Below are 21,070 nucleotides of genomic sequence, written 5' to 3'. Positions count from 1 at the left end.
GGCGCTCACCGGTTCTTCAACTGCTCGTGGGGGACGAACACCGTGGTGTCCTCGTCGATCGGCTTCATCGGCTCGAGTTTGGGCTGCGTGTTCAGCGAATCGGACAGCTTCTGACGCGACACCTGCAACACCTTCTTGGTGGCCGGACTGGTGGCCACAGCCCTCGTCGCCCGGCTGATCTGTTCGTAGCGTGCACGTCCCGCCCGCGTACCCAGCACGTACCCCGCCGCGATACCGATCAACAACCGCATCATTCCCGCTTCCTCCCGGTGCACATCGACCGTCCCCATCCTGCCTGATACGTCGACAGGCAGCCGATTTGGTACTGGGGTAGGGCTATGCGCTACAGTTTCTCAGGCGTCGCCGGGAACGGCGAAGCACAGCAGAATAATCCCCTGTAGCTCAATTGGCAGAGCTTCCGACTGTTAATCGGACGGTTGCTGGTTCGAGTCCAGCCGGGGGAGCAACGAAACCCCCGCCCGGATCTTCCCGGGCGGGGGTTTCTGCTGTCCCGGGCCAATCCCGATCGGTGTGCGTGCCAGGCGGGTACATTCCCGCTGTATCGGCAGCAAACGACCGCGGGGTGTGCGATGAGCGAGGACGGCGGCCAATCGGAGCGGACCCGGTCAGCCGGAGGCATCGGTCCGCGCGACGCCCCACGCTGGCTGCGACCGGCCGTCTTCTACGTGCTCCTCGCCGTCGCCGCCTACCAGATGTCGGGCTGGCTGTTCCACAACCTGCGAGGCTTCCTGGGACTGCTGTTCCTCGCGTGGTTGTTCAGCATCACCATCGAGCCGGTCGTCGATTGGATGGCCTCTCGGGGTGTCCGCCGGGGCGCCGCCACCGGACTGGTTCTGTTCGCACTGTTCGTCGCGGCCATCGCCTTCCTGGCCCTGTTCGGAACGCTGCTCGCTCAGCAGCTGGCCCAGCTGCTGAAGGCACTGCCCGGCGCGCTCTCCTCGGTCACCGAATGGTCCAATCGTGTTCTCGACACCGATTTCGCGACTGGCGACGACTTGATTCATCTCACCCCCGACACCATCCGCGACCTTGCGCAGCGTTTCACCCCAGGGGTTCTGGGCGTCTTGTCCTCGCTACTCGGCGTCGTGTTCCAGATGCTGACGCTGCTGTTGTTCGTGTTCTACATGTCGGCGCAGGGCCCCACCCTCCGCCGGACGATTTCGAGCTGGTTCCCGGCACGGCAACAGCGCGTCATCTCCACGGTCTGGGAGATCTCCGTCGAGAAGACCGGCGGATACATGGTGTCGCGACTGATCCTCGCCGCGGTGAGTGCAGTCGCCACCGGAATCTTCCTCGTGATCATCGGCGTCCCCTATTGGCTGCCGCTCGCGCTGTGGACCGGGGTCGTCTCGCAGTTCGTCCCCACCCTGGGCACATATCTCGCCATTGCCCTGCCGGCGATCATCGCGGCGGCGGCCCAGCCGATCGACGGCGTGTGGGTAGTGGTGTTCGGAACGGTCTATCAGCAAGTCGAGAACTACATCCTTCACCCGCGGATCACCTCGCGGACGGTGTCGATCCACCCTGCGGTCGCATTCGGATCGGTCATCGTCGGCGCGTCGCTGTTCGGCGCGGTCGGGGCACTGATCTCCGTTCCCGTGGTGGCGGCGATCCAAGCGCTGGTCGAAACCTACGGGCGACGTTACGAACTCGTCGCCGACGAGAGACCGATCGACCCAGGGCAGTCCGACGAAGGGCAGACCGACCAAGGACAGTCGACAGTCACCTCAGTCGAACAGCGCGAACACGCGCGCGACGAAAAAGGCCGCGATCCCCAGGACGAGTAGGCCGACCAGCACGAAAGTGAGCACCGGCAAACTGCGTCCCGGCATCGGTTGAGGATGAGACAAGCCAGAGGTCTGCCCCGCGTCGGGTGGTGTATCCCCAGCGGGAACGCCACCGCCCTCGTCGAGTGCGGGTGCATCATCCGGGTCCGGTCCTGGATTCTGAGTGCTCACCTTGCTCCCTTCACGAACCGCGATCATGTAGCGACGACGGCTGACAGCAGAGGTACCCGCGACCGAGTCATCCCACACACCGAGCGCCACGACCGGCAGCCGAAGCGGGGCGACTCGAAAGCCCAAGGCGACAAGGACGCGACGCCGCGGAACACCCGAAATTCGCGCCGCATCCCGCCTGCCACCTCACGGCGGCGGCACGGTAACATCGGCTCGCCGCAGTCCGGACATGCCGCGGCGATGGGGCGGTAGCTCAGTCGGTTAGAGCCGTGGACTCATAATCCATTGGTCGCGGGTTCGAGCCCCGCCCGCCCCACCCCTTTCACTGTGGCGCGGAATTCGTGACCGGCGCCCGGAATTCCCTGCCACAGCGATGAGCCGATCGCCTGCGTCCGAGCCGTGGTCGCGGATAGAATCGGGTTTCTGCGCTGGACCGGGGGGGCTCTCGGATTGGAGCTGATCTCGGATGGCCGATCAGGCGAAACTCCTCGACTATTTGAAGCGGGTCACCGCAGAGCTTTATCAGGCGCGGGCGAAGTTGCGCGAGGCCGAGGGGGTCAGTCGCGAACCGATCGCCGTCATCGGAATGGGCTGCCGGTTCCCTGGCGGGGTGCGGTCACCGCAGGATTTGTGGCGCCTGGTGGAATCGGGTTCCGATACCGTCACCGAGTTCCCCGAGGACCGCGGCTGGGAGCTGGCGGATCTCTACGATCCGAAAGCCGAGCAGGCCGGCAAGACGTACACGGTGCAGGGCAGCTTCCTCGACGATCCCGCGGGCTTCGACCCGGAGGTCTTCGGCATCTCGCCCCGCGAAGCGCTGGCCATGGACCCGCAGCAGCGACTTCTTCTCGAAACGAGCTGGGAAACGTTCGAACATGCCGGCATCGATCCGCGGTCCATGCATGGTCGCCAGGTCGGCGTCTTCACCGGGTTGTCGGGAATCGACTATGCGGCGCGGGCGGGCGGCATGCCGCCCGAGGACCTCGAGGGGTACTTCATCACCGGCAACGCCATGAGCGTTGCCTCCGGCCGGGTGGCGTACAGCTTCGGCCTCAGCGGACCGGCGATCACGGTCGACACCGCCTGCTCTTCGTCGCTGGTCTCCATCCACCTCGCCATGCAAGCGCTGCGCAGCGGTGAGTGCGAACTGGCTCTGGCGGGCGGCGCGACCGTGATGTCGACCCCCGCGGTGTTCGTCGAGTTCAGTCGCCAGCGCGGACTGGCCCGCGACGGGCGGTGCAAGGCGTTCTCCGCCGCGGCAGACGGCACGGCGTGGGGTGAAGGCGCGGGGATAGTGGCGTTGGAACGTCTTTCCGACGCAGAGCGCAATGGTCGCCGGATCCTGGCCGTCATCCGCGGCAGTGCAGTGAACCAGGATGGCGCGAGCAACGGCCTGACCGCTCCGAACCGGCAGGCCCAGGAGCGGGTGATAGGGCAGGCACTGTCCAACGCGGGGCTGGGACCGGCGGACGTCGACGCGGTCGAAGCGCACGGAACCGGCACCAAGCTGGGCGATCCGATCGAGGCATCGGCCCTGCTGGCCGGCTACGGCCGGAATCGTCCCGTCGACCAGCCGCTGTGGCTGGGCTCGGTGAAGTCCAATCTCGGACACACCCAGGCCGCCGCCGGCGTTGCCGGCGTGATCAAAATGATCATGGCGATGCAGCACGGGGTTCTCCCGCAGACGCTGCACGTCGACCGGCCGACCCCGCACGTCGACTGGTCGGCCGGTGCAGTGTCGCTGCTCACCGAGCAACGGAAGTGGCCCGAGGTCGATCGGCCCCGCCGGGCAGCGGTGTCGTCGTTCGGCATCAGCGGCACCAACGCCCATGTCATTCTCGAGCAGCCCCCGACGATTGAGCCGGTGAACAGCGGATCACCTTCTCCCGCAGAGGAAGTCGTGGCGTGGTGTGTGTCCGGGCACACCGAACCCGTGCTGCGCACCCAGGCCGCGAAGTTGCGCGAATACGCCGCAGACCATCCCGAACTGACGCCTGCCGCGGTAGCCGGCGCACTGCTCGGCTCACGTGCCACCTTCGACTACCGGGCCGCGGTGATCGGGGCGGAGCCGCAGGTGCTGCTGGCCGGCCTCGACGCGCTGAGCCGAGGTGTGCCCAGCCCTCACGTGGTCAGTGGCGTGGCCTTGGAAGCCGGCGACCGGCCGGTGTTCGTCTTTCCCGGGCAGGGCTCGCAATGGGTGGGGATGGCCACAGAGCTACTGGATTCTTCGCCGGTCTTCGCCGACAGTGTGCAGGAGTGTGCCGACGCACTTGCCCCATTCACGGACTTCTCACTGCTCGAGGTACTGCGGGATCGAGATCCGGCTTCACTGGACCGGGTCGATATCGTGCAGCCGGCGCTGTTCGCGATGATGGTCGGTCTCGCGCAGTTGTGGCGTGCACACGGCGTCGACCCGGCGGCGGTGGTCGGTCACTCGCAGGGCGAGATCGCGGCCGCCTACGTCGCCGGCGCACTGAGCCTGTCCGACGCGGCGTTGGTCGTCGCGGCGCGCAGCAAGGTGATCGCCGCATCGGCCCGGCGTGGCGGTGGGATGGCCTCGCTGGCATTGCCGCACGACAGCGTGCGAGAGAAGATCCAATCCTGGTCCGGTGCCATCGAGGTGGCGGCGATCAACGGCCCGACCGCGACGGTGGTCTCAGGTCCCGTCGATGCCCTCGACATCCTCGTCGGGCAGGTGCAGGGCGACGGCGTCCAAGCAAGGCGGATCGCGGTGGAATACGCCTCCCATTGCGCCGACGTTTCGGTGCTGCGCCAACCGATTCTCGACGCCCTGGCCTCGATCGAGCCGCACCGGTCACAGATTCCCTTCTACTCGTCGGTGTCAGGTGGTGCGTTGGACGGCAGCGCGCTCGACGCAGACTACTGGTACCGGAATCTGCGCCGCACGGTTCGATTCGAACAAGCGACGAGAGCCCTTGTGGCAGAGGGATATCGATTCTTCGTGGAGTCGTGTGGCCACCCTGTCCTGACCGTGCCGTTGCAGGAAACGCTCGAGGCGGCGGGCGTCGCCGGACGAGCCATCGGCACCCTGAGGCGCGACAATGCAGGCCTGCGCCAGTTCACCGCCGCACTCGCCGAAGCCCAGGTACACGGAGTGCACGTCGAGTGGGACCGGGTGCGGTGGGCTCACCGCGACGATCGGCAGCAGTGGGTCGACCTGCCCACGTACGCCTTTCACCACCGCCGCTACTGGCTGGAAAGTTCGGTGCCGCACGGCGACGTCGCATCGGCGGGCATGGAGACCGGGGGACACCCGATGCTCGGTGCGTCGGTCGAACTCGGCGACGGGCGTGGCGCTGTGTTCACGGGAGTGCTGTCGCCGCACCGTGTTCCGTGGCTGAGTGATCACGCGGTGAACGGCACGGTCATCCTGCCGGGCACGGCTTTCGTGGAGCTCGCCCTGCACGCAGGAAGCCGTGTCGCGTGCGGACGGCTCGAAGAACTCACCATCGAGGCGCCCTTGATGATCCCCGGCGACGGTGAGGTGGCCGTGCAGGTGAGCGTGCTCGCCGACGGCGAGGCCGGCCATTCGACGGTGTCGATACATTCTCGACCCGCGGATGCGTCGGGGGATGCTCCGTGGACCCGGCATGCCACCGGCGTGCTCACCGCAGACGTGGACAGCGCCGACTCCCCAGAGGAGTGGCCGCCGGCCGATGTCACACCGATCGACGTCAGAGGGCTGTACGAAGTGCTCGACGACGCCGGCTACGGGTACGGCCCGATGTTCCGGGGGTTGCGGGCAGCGTGGCGCCGCGGTGACGAGCTGTTCGGCGAGGTGCGGCTGGGCGGAGAGGACCCGGCCGCTGCTGTGGCGGGATACGGGATTCATCCGGCCGTGCTCGACGCCGCGCTGCACGTTATCGCGTTCGGAGTCGCAGACACCGGCGCACGCGACGTCCGGCTGCCGTTCGCCTGGGGGACAGTGCAACTGCACGCGGTAGGCGCAACCGCCTTGCGCGTGCACATCACCACCATCGGGCCCGAGCGATATCGGGTATCGGCGTACGACTCCGCCGGCAAGTCGGTGCTGACCGCGGACTCGTTGGCGCTCCGGCCGCTGGGAGAAACCGGGGTGGCACCCGCCGGGGCCGGCGAAAGCCTCTACCGCGTGGAGTGGATGCCCGTCGGTGCCTCCGCTGCGGCCCAGGCCGAGCTGCTGCCCCTCGCGGAGGCGCTCTCCGGAGCCGATCCCGACGGCCGCGTGCTGTGGCTGGCCGGCGAACCGGGTGATCAGTCGGACGTGCCGACGCGGGCGCACGCCGTCGCCGAGTCGACCCTCCGGGCGGTCCAGTCCTGGCTCCGGGACGAGCGCCTCGCCGAGACCCATCTACTGGTCACGACCCGGCTGGCGGTAGCCGTCCGCGACGACGAACCGATCGACAACATCTCTGCCGCGCCCGCGTGGGGGCTGATCGGGGCGGCGCAACACGAGCATCCGGACCGCATCACCCTGGTCGACCTGGACATGCAGCCCGCCGACCTGTCCGATCCCGCGCTGTTGTCCATGGCGCTGGGGTGCAACGAACCTCAGCTGGCCATCCGCGAAGGGGTGCTGCTGGCACCCATGCTCGCCGCGGCAGCGCCCGCCGCGGCGCCGCCCGACGCGGGACCGGCACCCTTCGGTCCGGCCGGCACGGTCATGATCACAGGTGGGACCGGGACTATTGGCAGACTGATCGCGCGCCACCTCGTGGCGCGGTATGGGGTCCGCCGGCTGGTGCTGACGGGCCGGCACGTCCTCGATGCCGAGAGCGCGGCCCGATTGCGAGAGGAGGTTGCCGAGCCGGGTGTCGAGATCCGTGCGGTCGCCTGCGACGTGGCCGACCGCGCAGCTGTGGCGGACCTGCTCGCCGACATTCCCGACCTGTCCGGCGTCATCCACGCTGCCGGTGTGCTCGAGGATGCCACCGCCGCCGCCGTGACCCCGCAGCAATTACACGCCGTTCTGCGTCCCAAGGTGGACGGTGCCTGGCATCTGCACGAACTCACCCGCGACCGCGAGTTGTCGGCATTCGTGCTGTTCTCCTCTGCGGCGGGAGTGCTCGGTGGCGCCGGCCAAGCGAATTATGCAGCGGCGAACGTCTTCCTCGACGCACTCGCGCAGCACCGCCGCCTCCGCGGACTGCCGGCGATCTCCATGGCCTGGGGATTGTGGGACCGTCCGAGCGGGATGACGTCCCATCTCAATGCGGCCGACCTCGACCGGTTGCAGCGCACGGGCATCGACACCCTCAGCCCGGAGTCGGGGCTTGCGCTGTTCGACGCGGCGCTTGCAGTCAATCGTCCGTTGATCGTGCCGATACGGCTGTCGGCGCGTTCCTCGAAGTCCGACGGTGAGTCGGTGCCGCCCATCCTGCGCCGCGTGCTGGGTATCCGTCACCGCCGCGCTGCCGCCGCCGACGCGCCGACGGGCCTGGCCGACGAGTTGCGGGCACTCGGTCCCGCAGAGCGGCACAGCCGGGTGCTGGATATCGTCACCACCCACGTTGCGGCCGTACTAGGGCACGAGGGGAAGGAGGCGATCGACCCGGAACGGGCGTTCAAGCAACTCGGTTTCGACTCGCTGACCGCCGTGCAACTGCGAAATCAACTGACCACTGCCACCGGCGTGCGGCTTGCGGCGACAGTCGTTTTCGACCATCCCACTGCTGACGCGCTCACTCAGGAGTTGGTCGCGCGACTTCTCGGCAGTTCTGCTGCTCCGCAACCGACCCAGAAAGCGCGAACCCGCAGAGACGACGACCCGATTGTCATTGTCGGAATGGCGTGTAGATATCCGGGGAAGGTGTACGGCCCGGACGACTTGTGGCGGCTCGTCCGCGACGGTCACGACGCGGTGGGGGCGTATCCCGACAATCGAGGCTGGAATCTCGACGAGGTGTACGACCCGGACCCGGATCGCAGCGGCACAACGTACATGAGCGAAGGGGGGTTCCTCCACGACGGGGACGAATTCGACGCCGCATTCTTCGGAATCAGTCCGCGCGAAGCCGTCGCGATGGACCCCCAGCACCGCTTGCTGCTCGAGTGTGCCTGGGAAGCGTTGGAAGCGGCGGGGATACGGCCCGATTCTCCCGACCTCACCGACACCGGCGTGTACGTGGGGATGATGGGCGGTGACTACGGGTTCCACCTGATGAGCCAACGCAATGTCGATGCCGAGGGCTATCTGATGACCGGCACCAGCAACAGCGTGGCCTCCGGTCGGATCTCGTACTCTCTCGGATTCACCGGTCCCGCAGTCACCGTCGACACGGCCTGCTCGTCGTCGCTGGTGGCCATGCATCTCGCGGCGCGGGCGCTGCGCGACGGCGAATGTACTCTCGCGCTGGCCGGTGGAGCGACGCTGATGGCTACGCCCGGTGTTCTCATCGAGTTCAGCCGCCAGCGAGGGCTCGCCGCGGACGGGCGGTGTAAACCGTTCTCGGATCGGGCCGATGGCACAGGGCTCAGTGAAGGCTCGGGGATGGTGGTGCTCGAGCGGCTCAGCGACGCAGAACGCAACGGTCACCAGGTATTGGCGATCGTCCGAGGATCGGCGGTCAACCAGGACGGTGCCTCCAATGGGTTGACCGCACCGAACGGGCCGTCGCAGGAACGGGTGATCCGCCAAGCGCTGGCCAATGCCGGGGTCGGCCCCGCCGACGTCGACGCCGTGGAAGCACACGGCACCGGCACGACGCTCGGTGACCCGATCGAAGCGCAGGCACTGCTGGCTGCGTACGGGCAGGAGCGGGACGGACGGCCGCTGTGGCTCGGGTCGGTCAAGTCGAACATCGGCCATTCTCAGGCGGCGGCGGGCGTGGCCGGTGTGATCAAGATGGTGATGGCCATGCGGCACGGGGTGCTGCCCCCGAGTTTGCACGGTGATGCCCCGACGCGGCACGTCGATTGGACGGCGGGTGAGGTCTCTCTCCTGGGCGAATCGGTTGCCTGGCCGGAGACGGGACACCCCCGCCGGGTCGGGGTTTCGTCGTTCGGCATCAGCGGCACCAATGCGCACATGATCCTGGAGCAGCCGGCCGGCTCGGCCACGCCGAAGGTCTCGCCCCCGTCGGCATCGCCGTTGGTCTGGGTGATCTCCGGAAAGACAGGGGAGGCACTACGCGCGCAGGCCGCACGGTTGACCGCCTTCCTCGATCGCGATGACGCGGAACTCCCGGATCCCGCCGACCTCGCCTACTCGCTGGCCACCACTCGATCCGGTTTCTCCCACCGCGCCGCCGTGGTCGGGGAAACGCTGACCGAGCTGCGCGACGGTCTGGCTCGCATCGCCCTGGGCCGACCGGGCGGCAACGTCCTCAGCGGGACGAGTTCTCGCGGCAAGACGGCGTTCATGTTCACTGGCCAGGGCGCGCAACGGATCGGGATGGGCCGCGGTCTCTACGGTGCCTACCCGGTGTTCGCCAGGGCCCTCGACGAAGTCTGCTCCGCTCTCGACGAGCATGTGGAAAGCGCTGTCCGACAGGTGATGTGGGACGAATCCGACGGTGGCGCCGCAAAGCTCGACAGTACCGAATACACCCAACCGGCGCTGTTCGCGGTGGAGGTCGCGCTCTCCCGGTTGCTGCGGGACTGGGGTATCACCCCTGACTACCTGATCGGTCATTCGATCGGAGAGATCACCGCAGCACACGTCGCGGGAGTGTTCAGCCTGCCCGATGCCGCCGCCCTGGTGGGTGAGCGCGGACGGTTGATGCAGTCCACCCGTCCGGGCCGGATGATCGCGGTACGGGCACGCGCGGACGACGTCGTGGCGCAGCTCGACGGCCGGGTCGATCTCGCGGCCGTGAACGGTTCCGAGTCGGTGGTGCTCGCGGGCAGCGAGCACGACATCGACGCCGCCGCAACCGAGCTGTCCGCCGCGGGCATGAAGACGACGAGCTTGCGGGTGGAGCGAGCCTTCCATTCGACCCTGATGGAACCCATCCTCGACCAGTTCGTCTCCGTCGTGTCGAGGCTGACCGCGCAGCCACCGAAAATTCCGGTCGTCTCCAACGTGACCGGGCGGATCGCCTCCGCCGAGGAGCTCACGTCCCCGAGATACTGGGCGCAGCACATCCGCCAACCCGTGCTGTTCGCCGACGGCATTGTGGCCCTGGACGATCTGGGCGTCACCCGACTCGTCGAAGTAGGTCCCGGCGCAGCCTTGGCCGCGAACGCCGCGGAGGTCGTCCCGACTGCATTCGCTGCACTGCCCGGACGCGGCGACGAGGCGCACGAAATCATGGAAGTCGTCGCGGCGGCCTATGTGTCGGGTGTCTCGGTCGACTGGGAGCGGGTGATGCCGGGTCGTAGCCGGGTATCTCTGCCCACCTACGCATTTCAGCGCCGTTCCTTCTGGCCGTCCGCGGCGGCGCGTAACGCCGGCGATCCGACGGAGCTGGGGCTGAGCCCGGCGGATCATCCACTGCTCGGCGCGGCGGTGACACTCGACGACGACGCGACGTTGTTCACCGGACAGCTCTCGCTGCACCGGGATTCATGGCTCGTGCCGCCGCGGGCCGAAGACGGTAGCCCATCTACGGCCGACGATTCGCACACGGTAATGCCCGCAGTGCTGGTCGAGCTCACGTTGCACGTAGCCCATCACGTCGGTCTGGACCATATCGACGAACTCACGCTGCACCACCCACTGACCCTTCCGGCGTCGGGGCTGGCCTCACTTCGCGTGCTGGTGTCGCCGAACAACGACACCGGCGGCCGCACCGTCACCATTTCGTCGAACGTGGGTGAGGCCGGCAGCGTAGACACCTGGGTTCGGAACGCGTCGGCGACCATCGACGACGTCGTCAGCTCCGAACCGGAGGTACGGCAGCACGTTTCCGCGGACGACGATGCCGAAGTTCGCCTCGGTGAAGGCGTCGACACCAGTGGCTTCGGCATCCATCCGGAGCTGCTGCAGGCAGCGCTCGAGCCCCTCCTCGGAGGCGACGGCTGGCCACTCACATGGTCGGGAATCCGTCTGCACACCGTCGGTGCGGAGGCAGTATCGGTACGTTTCTCGACGACCGAGGACGGGCGATACCGCATCGTCACTGCGGACCCCGAGGGTTCGCCTGTGTTGACCATCGATGGGCTGAAAGTGGTGCCGCGGGCAGTCGGTAGGGAAGGAGCGGGCCGCTCGGCAGGCAGCCTGCCGCTGCACCGGCTCACGTGGATTCCGGTCGAGGGCGGAGCGTCCGAGCCGGCCCTCGGCCCGGCGGTCATCCTCGGCGCAGAGGGATTCGGCGACGACGGGATCGGTTCCACCTTGCCGAACTATCCCGATATGGCGGCATTGCGGGCCGCACGGGAGTCGCTGCCCGACGGAGACGACCGACATCCGTGGACGGTGCTCGTCGGGTGTGGCACCGAGGGCGGAGGCGGGCCGGAAGCGACCCATGCGCTGTGTGCTCGGGTGCTGCAACTGCTGCAGTCGTGGCTCGACGACGACGAGGTTGCCGACGGCTCACTCGTGATCGTGACCCGTGATGCCATGGTCACCGAGGACGGTCGGGACCGAGGCGATAACCTCGAGGCTGCGGCAGTATGGGGTCTCGTCGGCTCCGCGCAGAACGAGAACCCGGGCCGAATCGTCCTGATCGACCTCGACGATGCATCGGACGCCGAATCCGCCGTTGCCGCGGCGGTGACGAGCGGAGAACCTCAGCTGGCAGCTCGGAACAACACCTTGCTCGCGCCTCGGCTGCGGCGTCTTCGCGTCGTCGACGAATCCGCCTCGGCCCTCGATCCCCGCTCGCCCTTCGATTCTCGCGGTACCGTTCTCCTCACCGGGGGCACCGGCACCGTGGGATCACTGGTCGCTCGCCACCTGGTCACCGAGCATGGGGTCCGGCACCTGCTGTTGACCAGCCGGCGCGGACCCGACGCCGAGGGTTGCGACCAACTGCGGAGCGAACTGAGCGGCCAGGGAGCCGAGGTGAGCATCGTGGCGTGCGATACCTCCGACGAATCGGCAGTTGCCCACTTGCTGTCCCGAATACCGGAGGAGCACCCACTCACGGCTGTGATCCACGCGGCCGGAGTGATCGACGATGCCACCTTGTCCTCGCTGACCCCCGAGCGACTCGACGCCGTGCTGCGGCCCAAGGTCGACGCGGCGTGGAATCTGCATCGGCTGACCGTCACCTGCGATCTGCGCGCGTTCGTCATGTTCTCTTCACTCGCTGGAGTCCTCGGGGCGCCCGGGCAGGCGAACTACGCTGCCGCGAACATGTTCCTCGACGCGCTCGCCCGTCACCGCAACGCCCTCGGACGGCCCGCGCTGTCGATCGCCTGGGGCATGTGGGCACCGCCGAGTGCCATGACCGACAACCTCGGTGCGATCGATCTCGCTCGTGCCCGTCGCAGCGGGATGGTTCCGATGAGCGCTGCCGAAGGCCTCGCTCTCTTCGACAGTGCGTTGACCGCCGGTGTGCCGACCGTGGCGGCCGCTCGGTTCGACCTGTCCGGTTCGGCCGCTCCGTACGTTCCCGCCCCACTGCGTGGTCTGATACGGGAGGTGCGTCCGCGCGCCGCAGGTTCGGACTCGGTGGCGACCGGATCCAGCGGGTCCGGGACCTCGGATTGGGGTCAGCGCCTTGCTGATCGGTCGACGCCCGAGCAGCGGCACCTGATGCTCGAACTGGTTCGGGGTGGGGCTGCGGCCGTCCTCGGCTACGACTCTCCGGACGCGGTAGACGCCGACCAGGCGTTCAAGGAACTCGGTTTCGACTCGCTGGCCGCCGTTGCGCTCCGCAACTACCTCGGCGCCGCCACCGGCCTGCGGTTGCCGCCGACGATGGTGTTCGATCACCCCAGTCCGCGTGCCGTCGCCGAATTCCTGCGCGGAGAACTTGTTCCGGATCCGGTGTCGGTCGCCCTGTCCGACGTCGACCGACTTCGCGCCGCCATCGCCGAGCTCGGCACCGACACCGAGGCGCGGTCGGCCGTCGCGAAACGGCTGGAAAATCTGCTGGCAGAGGTGGCTGCGCCCGAAGAGGCGCACGCCGACACGGTCGACAAGATTCACGCCGCCACCAGTGAGGAGATCCTCGATTTGATCGACCGCGGTTTGTGAACTGCCGGACTATGCAGTGTGAGCGAGGGTAGGTTCGGACGAGTGGCCAGCGAGGATCCCGATCGGCTCTCCGCCGATGACGCGCGCATCCTGGCGCTCGAATCGGCGGCAATCACCGGTCATACGCTGAAATTGATCGTCCTCGAGCCGGATACCGGACCGCTCGACCTCGACGCCCTGAGATCCTCGATAGCGGCGCGACTTCCCGGTCGACCGCGCGCGAGGCAGCGGGTCGACACGTCGGGACCGGAGCCGCGCTGGGTCGACGCTGACGACTTCGAGATCAGCGACCATGTCCGGCGTCTGGCAGAGCCCGCCTGCGTCTCGCGGGCAGATCTGTGGCGGGCCGTCAGCAAGCTGATGTCCGAGCGACTCGATCATGACCGACCCTTGTGGACAATCGACGTGATCGGCCCACTCGGCGACGGCCGCGAAGCGATCGCGGTCCGGATTCACCATGCGATGGCCGACGGGATCACGGCGGTCCGCTTCCTCGATGCCGTGCTCTGGGATCCGCACCCGTATCCGGACTCCGGCCAGGTGGCGCGCCCGGGCATTCGCTCGGCTGCGGCGAAGCGCTCGTGGTTCGCCGAGGCCCGGCGGATGCCCGGAGCCGTCTGGCGGGAACTCGTCTCGCGCGGGTCGCGCTCTCCTTTCGACCGCCCGATCGGTGTCTCCCGGGAGGTGGCCTTCACGGTCGCCCCGCTGGCAGAGCTGAAGTCGATCGGGAAGTCACGTCCCGACCACGCAACGGTCAACGACGTTCTCCTCGCGATCGTCGCCGGTGGGGTGCGCCGATGGCTCGGCGAAAGCGCGGTGGGGCTTCCGCGACTTCGTGCCCAGGTTCCGGTCAGCCTCCATCACCGAACGGAGAGCGCGGGGGAGTTCGGGAATCGGGACTCGTTCCTCAACATCGATCTACCGCTCGGGGAGACCGACCCGCTCGAGCGGCTCGACCGGATTGCCCGAGAGACCAGGGAGCGCAAACTCCTCGGCGATGCCGAAGAACTCTACGACCTGTTCCATGCTCTCGGGCGCACGAAGCACCTCGGCAGCGCTGTGGAACGGCTCGCCGGGAGCCCGCGAGAATTCAGCCTGTCGATTTCGAACGTTCCCGGCCCGGCCGTACCCGTGGGCGTTGCCGGTCGCCGGGTCCAGCATCTCTTCTCCTCTTCGGAGCCGGCCGCGCACCACGCCCTCCGTATCGCCGCGATCTCGTGTGCCGGGAGCATCGGGATCGGGCTCTGCACCGACCCGGCGACGCTACCCGATGTCGCCCGGCTCGCGGTCGCGATCGACGACTCGTACGCGGAACTGCGCACGGCGGCGATCGGGGGAGGGTGATCGCCCGCCGTATCGGCGGTGGGTGCGGTCAGGCGTTGTCCCCCAGCAGGGTCGTGCGGACGTGCCGTAGATGCGCCCGCATCGCCGTGCGGGCGCTGTCCGGGTCCCGGTCCGCGATGGCTTCGACGATGTCCTCGTGCTCACCGCAGTATTCGCGGTGCAGCTCGGGGTTGAAGGTGCGCTTCTTCAGGCCACCCCAGATCGGTTGCTGACGGCTGTCGATGAGGAGTTGGCTGACCCCGATCAAGACGATGTTGTGGGTGGCGAGCGCGAAGCTGTGGTGCAGCGCGGTGTCCCATCTCTCGAACTCTTCCGAGGAGCGGGCGCCCTCCCCGCCGCGCAGGCAGCGCCGCATGTCCTCGATGTCGTCGCGGGTCGCCGCGGCCACCGCCAGTGGGAGCAGCTCCGGTTCGAGGATCAGGCGCGAGCTCATGATCTCGCTGGGGCTGGGATGGTTCGCCGTCTCCGGGTCGGCGGTCTCCCGCGGGGCGAGAAACGTGCCCCGGCCGACGTAACGCACCACCGTTCCCCGGTGTTCGAGGTCCTCGAGGACGGACCGGACCACGGCACGGCTCACACCGGCGTCGGCGGCCAGTTCCCGCTCTGTCGGCAGCTTGTCCCCCGGGCCCAACTGCCGCTCGGCGACGACGGCTTCGATGTGCCGCAGAGCGGCCGCCGTAGGTCCCACAGCCAGGGTCACAACAACTCCTCTCGACGAACCAATTTGAACCAATTATAGGGGCTTGGTTGACAGCCTTCCTGCCGACATTGCCATAAATCGAGTGTTGACGATCACAGCATCCGCGACCTATCGTAACCAATACGGACCGCAACTCGGTTTGGTTCACATTGGTTTCACAGGAGGTTTCATGCGCTTCGCGCGGATTCAAGGTAAGAACGGCGCGGTCGTCTGCGCCGTGGACGCGAACGGAGCTGCACTGCCGGTGCAGTTCGGTGACACCGGTGCCCCAGTGCGCGAGCTGCAGGAGATCATCGCCGGCGGCCAGGCCGCACTCGGCCGATTGAGCGCCAGTACGCCCGCCGAGGGCGGCAAGCTGCTCGCCCCGATCACCCCGCACCGCAACGTGTTCTGCGTCGGCCGGAACTACTCCGAGCACGCCGCCGAGTTCGCCAAGAGCGGGTTCGACGCGACCGGCTCCGCGGACGGGCAGCACGTGCCGCAGTATCCGGTGGTCTTCACCAAGCCCGCCGCCACGGTCATCGCGTCCGGCGACCCGGTCGACCCGCACACCGATATCACCTCGGCGCTGGACTACGAGGGGGAGATCGGTGTGATCATCGGCAAGCGCGCTTCCAAGGTCAGCCGCGCCGACGCAATGGACTACGTGTGGGGTTACACCCTCATCAACGACGTCACCGCCCGCGACCTGCAGCGCGACCACAAGCAGTGGTTCATCGGCAAGTCCCTCGACACGTTCTGCCCGCTCGGCCCCTGGGCCGTCACCGCGGACGAGATCGACATCGACGACCTGCAGCTGCAGACCCGCGTCAACGGCGAGCTGCGGCAGGACACCAACACCGCCCAGCTCATCTTCGACGTGCCCACCATCATCGAGACGCTCTCGGCCGGCATCACCCTCGAACCCGGTGACGTGATCGCCACCGGCACCCCGGTCGGCGTCGGTATCGGCTTCGACCCGCCGAAGTACCTGATCGAGGGCGACGAGGTGATCGTCTCCGCCCCCGGCCTGGGCGAGCTGCGCAACAGCATAGGCATCCCGGCCCCGGTGGACCACCTCACCCCGGCCGGGACCAGCGAGCTGTTCGTCGAGAAGACCGGCAGCGGACCGGCGGTCGTGCTGATCCACGGCCTCGGCGGTGCCACCACCGTGTACGAGCCGCAGGTCGCGACGCTCGCCGAAACCCACACCGTGCTGCGCTACGACCTGTCCGGTCACGGCCGCTCCCCGTTCGCCGGGCCCGCGAGCATCGACAACTGGGTCGAGGAGCTGCGCGAACTGCTCGACGCGGAGGGCATCGAGCAAACCGCCCTGGTCGCGCACTCGATGGGCACCCTGGTCGCGAACACCTTCGCCGCCAAGTACCCGCAGCGTGTCAGCAAGGCCGCGCTCCTCGGCGCGGTCCGCGCTCAGCCTGAGGCAGCCAAGACCGCCACCCGCGCCCGCGCCCGCACCGTCCGTGAAGGCGGCATGTCCGCCGTCGCCGACACGATCGTCGCAGCAGCGCTGTCGCAGCACACACACAGCACCCGCCCGACGTCGGTGGCCCTGGTCCGCGAGCTGCTGCTCGGCCAGAACCCCGAGGGCTACGCAAGCGCTTGCGAGGCCCTCGCCGCCGCCGTCGAACCCGACTTCGCCTCGATCGAGGTCCCGGTGCTGCTGCTCACCGGAGACGAGGACAAGGTCAGCCCGGTCACGGTCAACGACGAACTGCTCTCGATCTACCCCAACGCCCAGAAGCACGTGCTCGACGGGGTGGGCCACTGGCACTCCCTCGAAGACCCCAGTGCTGTCACCAACCGGCTCCAGGAATTCCTGAACAAGCCCTGAGCTTCTCCGAAGAAAGGAGTGGCGACAATGACGTCAGCCAACACCCCCGATCAGTGCATCCTTTTCACCAACGTCCGGATCTTCGACTCCACCGGCTCCGACCCGTACGAGGGTGAGGTGCTGGTCGAAGGCGAACGCATTGCCGAGGTCCGCAAGGGCGCAGGAGATCTGCCTCGCGAAGGCGCGAGAGTCATCGACGGCCAGGGCAAATTCCTGATGTCGGGTCTGTGTGATGCTCACACCCACTTCTCCTGGGTCAATTCCGCCGACCTGCCCGGTCTCGGGACGATGGGCGTCGAAGAGCACACCCTGCTGTGTGCCCGCTCGGCGCAGACCTACATCGATTCCGGCTACACCATGTGTGTCGGTGCCGCGGCCGCCAAGCCGCGACTCGATGTGGTGATCCGCAATGCCATCAACGCCGGCCAGATCCCCGGCCCCCGTTACCTGGCGAACTGTCAGGAGATCGCGGTCACCGGCGGTGCCTTGGTCAAGGGCATCACCGCCTTCGCCGACGGGCCCGAGGAAATGCGTAAGGCGGTCCGGAAAAACGTCGATCTGGGTGCGGACCTGGTGAAGCTGAGCATGTCCGGCGAGGAGATCACCGGCAACCAGCACGCCGAGGACAACTACTTCTCGGACGAGGAAACCCTCGCCGCGGTGACCGAGGCGCACCGCCGCGGACTGCGGGTGTGTTCCCACGCCAGGTCCGGGGAGAGCGTGAAGATGTCGCTGCGCAACGGCGTCGACATCATCTACCACGCCTCCTTCACCGACGAGGAAGGTCTGGACATGCTCGAAGAGCAGAAGGACCGCATCTTCGTCGCACCCGGGCTGAACTGGCTGGTCGCCACCCTGCACGACGCCGAGGCATTCGGGTATCCCCCCGAAGCCGCCGAAGCTGCCGGATACCAGCACGAACTCGACTGTGCGATCGAGGTGCTGAAGAAGATGAAGGAACGTGGCATCCGGGTGCTGCCCGGCGGAGACTACGGCTTCGCGTGGACACCGCACGGCACCTACGCCCGCGACCTGCAGCACTTCGTCGAACTGCTCGAGTTCTCCCCGAAGGACACCCTCCTCGCGGCCACCGCGCTCGGCGGGCAGATCATGCGGATGCCCGACGACCTCGGGCAGGTCAAGGCCGGGTTCTTCGCGGACATGATCCTGATCGACGGTGACCCGCTCGAGGACATCACCATCCTGCAGGACCAATCCAAGATCGTCGGCATCATGAAGAACGGTGCCTTTCACAAGGATCCGGGCTCCGGACAGTCGGCGCGACCGTCCGAACTCAGCGAAACCCACCGAGGCACCCCCATCCCCGCGTAGGCGTTGCCAACCCTTGTCTGCTGGTGAGGATGGGAGCGTGATGCACCACCCTCACCGGCCGGCAAAGGACAACTGCGCCCGCCGATATCCACGTGCCCGGCGGGCACACCGTCGCCTGACCCTGGCGAGAACCGCCACGCCGTCGACCTCGGGCGGCGCTCGGTGAACAGGCGTTCGGGCTTTGCACCGGCACGGCGACGCTGCGTGACGTCGCCCGGCTTGCGGTCGCGATCGACGACTCGTACGCGGAACTGCGCACGGCGGCGATCGGGTGAGGGTGATCGCCGAACCCTACGATGACGGACATGGCGATCACTCCCGACACCAAGGACTGGACCTGGGTGCTCGAACGAGCTTGTCCCGACTGCGAGTTCGACTCCGCGGAGGTCCGGTACACGGACATTCCCGATCTCGTGCGCGCGAACGCCGCGGCGTGGGTGCCGGTTCGGGAGCGGCCAGACGTGGCTGTGCGCCCGGACGAGGGGACGTGGTCGGCGCTCGAGTACGCCGCCCACGTGCGTGACGTGTTCCGCATCTTCGAGGTGCGACTGCAGTCGATGCTGGACGAGACGCATCCGGTGTTCCCCAACTGGGATCAGGACGAGACGGCAGTGGCGGAGCGGTACAACGAACAGGACCGGGTGGTGGTGGGGAGGGAGCTGGTCCACCACCTCCACGACGTGACCCGGTAACAGTTTCGGATTCTGGGGCCCGATTCGGTAGAACGTGTTCCAATTCGGGCTGATTGTGTCTATCGTCACATCAGCAGATGCGCAGACATGAATGAAGGGTTGGAAGACACATGAAGACCAAGGGTGCGATCCTGTGGGGCCTGAACGAGCCGTGGTCGGTCGAGGAGATCGAGATCGGCGATCCGGTTGCGGGCGAGGTGCAGATTCGCATGGAAGCCGCCGGCATGTGCCACTCCGACCATCACATCGTCACCGGCTCGATGCCCATGGCATCCTTCCCGGTGATGGGCGGCCACGAAGGGTCCGGCGTCATCACCAAGCTCGGTCCGGAGGTGAAGGACCTCGAAGTCGGCGACCACGTGGTGCTCTCGTTCGTGCCTGCCTGCGGACGCTGTCCGGCGTGCTCGGCGGGACATCAGAATCTCTGTGACCTCGGGATGGGGCTGCTGAGCGGGTTGGCAATCAGTGACGGCACCTTCCGCATCCACGCGCGCGGCGAAAACGTCATTCCGATGTGCCTCCTCGGCACGTTCTCGCCCTACATGGTCGTGCACGAGACCTCGGTCGTGAAGATCGACAAGGACATTCCCTTCGACGTCGCCGCCCTCGTCGGCTGCGGAGTTCCCACCGGGTGGGGGTCGGCGACGCGGATGGCGGAGGTGAAGCCGGGTGAATCCGTCGTCATCATGGGTGTCGGCGGCGTCGGTATGAGCGCCCTGCAGGGTGCGGTGGCGTCCGGAGCGCGCCAGATCTTCGCCATCGATCCCGTTCCGTGGAAGCGGGAGCAGGCACTGAAGTTCGGGGCCACCCATGCGTTCGAGAGCGCCGCGGCCGCCATCGAGCCGATCATCGCCCTCACGAATGGGTTGATGGCGCAGAAGACGATCATCACGGTCGGGGAGATGCGCGGCGAATATGTCGAGGAAGCCCTGCTGCTCACCAGTAAGTTCGGCACCTGTGTCGTCACGGCCATGGGCGCGATGACCGACATGGACGTCAAGCTGAACCTGTTCCTCTTCTCGATGCTGCAGAAGGACCTGAAGGGCACCATCTTCGGCGGCGGAAACGCCCGGGTCGAGATCCCGAACCTGCTGGCCATGTACAAGTCGGGGCAGTTGAACCTCGACGACATGATCACCCGCACCTACACCCTCGAAGGGGTTAACGACGGGTATCAGGACATGCTCGACGGCAAGAACATTCGCGGCGTCATCCGGTACACCGAAGCCGACTGGTGACGGCTCGCCGCAGCAGACCACGGGGTGCTCTCGTAGGCTGACCGGGTGCAGAGTCTCGATCAGATTGCCCGATGGCCCGTGGACAACGCTGCGGCGGTCGTCCTGTCGCGAGACGAAGGGGTGATCGGCGAGTACGGCGACCAGCAGCGCGTCTTCCCGCTCGCCTCGGTCACCAAATTGCTCTGCGCGTACGCCGTCCTGGTGGCCACCGAGGAGGGGGCCGTCGAACTCGACCAGCCCGCAGGCCCTGAGGGTTCGACGGTGCGTCACCTCCTGGCGCACGCGTCGGGCCTCGCCTTCGACGAAAACCGGGCGCAGACCACGCCGGGGCGTAGGCGAATCTATTCGAGCGCAGGCTACAAGGTGCTCGCCGAGTTCGTCACCGCCGAGACGTCGATCGACTTCGCCGACTATCTGGCCGAATCCGTCTTCGCGCCGCTGAAGATGGGGGCGTCCGCGCTCGTCGGTCCCGCCGGCCACGGCGCGGAGTCGTCGGCCGGCGACCTCGGACGCTTCGCCGCCGAGTTGCTCCGGCCGGCGCTGTTGTCGCGGGAGACGGTCGATGCGGCCACGTCGGTGCAATTTCCGGGCCTGGACGGCGTTCTGCCCGGCTACGGGTCTCAGCGCCCCAACGACTGGGGTCTGGGATTCGAGCTCCGTTCCCGCAAGAGCCCGCACTGGACGGGCCTGAGCAACTCGCCGCGCACCTTCGGGCACTTCGGCCAGTCGGGCACGTTCCTGTGGACCGATCCCGCGGCGGGGCTGGCGTGTGTGGTGCTGACGGATCGCCCTTTCGGTGACTGGGCCAAGCCCCTCTGGACCGAGGTGAGCGACGCGGTGCTGGCGGAGGGCCGGCGATCATGACACA

The 21,070-nt window shown here is 67.5% G+C and carries 10 protein-coding genes, 2 tRNA genes and 1 pseudogene; 10 read left to right on the top strand and 3 right to left on the bottom strand.

Features of this window, described 5'->3' with window-relative positions; translation table 11 throughout:
- Nucleotides 1-5: 5 nt before the first annotated feature.
- On the bottom strand, nucleotides 6-254 hold the full coding sequence (locus L1080_RS13705; RefSeq protein WP_109335012.1) for a hypothetical protein: 249 nt from the start codon (nucleotides 252-254) through the stop codon (nucleotides 6-8).
- Nucleotides 255-391: 137 nt separating this feature from the next.
- Between L1080_RS13705 and L1080_RS13700 the strand changes: the two genes are divergently transcribed.
- Both L1080_RS13700 and L1080_RS13695 read left to right on the top strand, forming a co-directional pair.
- Nucleotides 392-464: transfer RNA gene (locus tag L1080_RS13700), tRNA-Asn, on the top strand.
- A 126-nt stretch (nucleotides 465-590) separates the two neighbouring features.
- Nucleotides 591-1,808: an AI-2E family transporter gene (locus L1080_RS13695; RefSeq protein WP_159921499.1), complete on the top strand. Its 1,218-nt coding sequence runs from the start codon at nucleotides 591-593 to the stop codon at nucleotides 1,806-1,808.
- On the opposite strand, the gene L1080_RS13690 is transcribed toward L1080_RS13695, so the two are convergent.
- Nucleotides 1,749-2,006 carry a DUF6480 family protein gene (locus L1080_RS13690; protein ID WP_284708058.1) on the bottom strand — a complete coding sequence of 86 codons (258 nt, stop codon included), beginning with the start codon at nucleotides 2,004-2,006 and terminating at the stop codon, nucleotides 1,749-1,751. The genes L1080_RS13695 and L1080_RS13690 overlap by 60 nt on opposite strands.
- Before the next feature lie 215 nt (nucleotides 2,007-2,221).
- Here L1080_RS13690 and L1080_RS13685 point away from each other — a divergent pair.
- The 3 genes from L1080_RS13685 (at nucleotide 2,222) to L1080_RS13675 (ending at nucleotide 14,409) form a co-directional block, all read left to right on the top strand.
- Nucleotides 2,222-2,295, top strand: a tRNA-Ile gene (locus L1080_RS13685).
- 150 nt (nucleotides 2,296-2,445) lie between these two features.
- Nucleotides 2,446-13,065 carry a type I polyketide synthase gene (locus L1080_RS13680; protein WP_250771472.1) on the top strand — a complete coding sequence of 3,540 codons (10,620 nt, stop codon included), beginning with the start codon at nucleotides 2,446-2,448 and terminating at the stop codon, nucleotides 13,063-13,065.
- Nucleotides 13,066-13,107: 42 nt separating this feature from the next.
- Nucleotides 13,108-14,409 (top strand): wax ester/triacylglycerol synthase domain-containing protein, encoded by a 1,302-nt coding sequence (locus L1080_RS13675; RefSeq protein WP_250771476.1) that lies wholly within the window; start codon nucleotides 13,108-13,110, stop codon nucleotides 14,407-14,409.
- Between the two features lie 28 nt (nucleotides 14,410-14,437).
- Here the strand turns inward: L1080_RS13675 and L1080_RS13670 are convergent, their stop codons facing one another.
- Nucleotides 14,438-15,109 carry a FadR/GntR family transcriptional regulator gene (locus L1080_RS13670; protein WP_159921505.1) on the bottom strand — a complete coding sequence of 224 codons (672 nt, stop codon included), beginning with the start codon at nucleotides 15,107-15,109 and terminating at the stop codon, nucleotides 14,438-14,440.
- A 169-nt stretch (nucleotides 15,110-15,278) separates the two neighbouring features.
- Between L1080_RS13670 and L1080_RS13665 the strand changes: the two genes are divergently transcribed.
- From L1080_RS13665 to L1080_RS13645, 5 genes and pseudogenes are all read left to right on the top strand, one after another.
- Complete coding sequence (locus tag L1080_RS13665; protein WP_250771479.1) at nucleotides 15,279-16,940, top strand: bifunctional fumarylacetoacetate hydrolase/alpha/beta hydrolase family protein; 1,662 nt, start codon at nucleotides 15,279-15,281, stop codon at nucleotides 16,938-16,940.
- 27 nt (nucleotides 16,941-16,967) lie between these two features.
- On the top strand, nucleotides 16,968-18,272 hold the full coding sequence (locus L1080_RS13660) for a metal-dependent hydrolase family protein (RefSeq protein WP_250771482.1): 1,305 nt from the start codon (nucleotides 16,968-16,970) through the stop codon (nucleotides 18,270-18,272).
- 305 nt (nucleotides 18,273-18,577) lie between these two features.
- A pseudogene (locus L1080_RS13655) lies at nucleotides 18,578-18,934 on the top strand (DinB family protein); the annotation flags it as partial.
- Between the two features lie 140 nt (nucleotides 18,935-19,074).
- Nucleotides 19,075-20,202: an NDMA-dependent alcohol dehydrogenase gene (locus L1080_RS13650; protein ID WP_109329042.1), complete on the top strand. Its 1,128-nt coding sequence runs from the start codon at nucleotides 19,075-19,077 to the stop codon at nucleotides 20,200-20,202.
- Between the two features lie 45 nt (nucleotides 20,203-20,247).
- Nucleotides 20,248-21,066 (top strand): serine hydrolase domain-containing protein, encoded by an 819-nt coding sequence (locus L1080_RS13645; protein ID WP_250771485.1) that lies wholly within the window; start codon nucleotides 20,248-20,250, stop codon nucleotides 21,064-21,066.
- Nucleotides 21,067-21,070: the final 4 nt, after the last annotated feature.

Source organism: Rhodococcus sp. MSC1_016, assembly GCF_023667485.2.
Lineage (GTDB): Bacteria > Actinomycetota > Actinomycetes > Mycobacteriales > Mycobacteriaceae > Rhodococcus_F > Rhodococcus_F oxybenzonivorans.
Note: the sequence above shows the minus strand (reverse complement) of the source record. Positions and strands in the feature narration are given on the sequence as shown.

Excerpts from the sequence above, each read along its gene's own strand:
- L1080_RS13660 (WP_250771482.1), top strand. The coding sequence starts at position 16,968 with ATGACGTCAGCCAACACCCCCGATCAGTGCATCCTTTTCACCAACGTC.
- L1080_RS13680 (WP_250771472.1), top strand. The coding sequence starts at position 2,446 with ATGGCCGATCAGGCGAAACTCCTCGACTATTTGAAGCGGGTCACCGCA.
- L1080_RS13690 (WP_284708058.1), bottom strand. The coding sequence starts at position 2,006 with ATGATCGCGGTTCGTGAAGGGAGCAAGGTGAGCACTCAGAATCCAGGA.
- L1080_RS13665 (WP_250771479.1), top strand. The coding sequence starts at position 15,279 with ATGCGCTTCGCGCGGATTCAAGGTAAGAACGGCGCGGTCGTCTGCGCC.
- L1080_RS13695 (WP_159921499.1), top strand. The coding sequence starts at position 591 with ATGAGCGAGGACGGCGGCCAATCGGAGCGGACCCGGTCAGCCGGAGGC.
- L1080_RS13650 (WP_109329042.1), top strand. The coding sequence starts at position 19,075 with ATGAAGACCAAGGGTGCGATCCTGTGGGGCCTGAACGAGCCGTGGTCG.
- L1080_RS13705 (WP_109335012.1), bottom strand. The coding sequence starts at position 254 with ATGATGCGGTTGTTGATCGGTATCGCGGCGGGGTACGTGCTGGGTACG.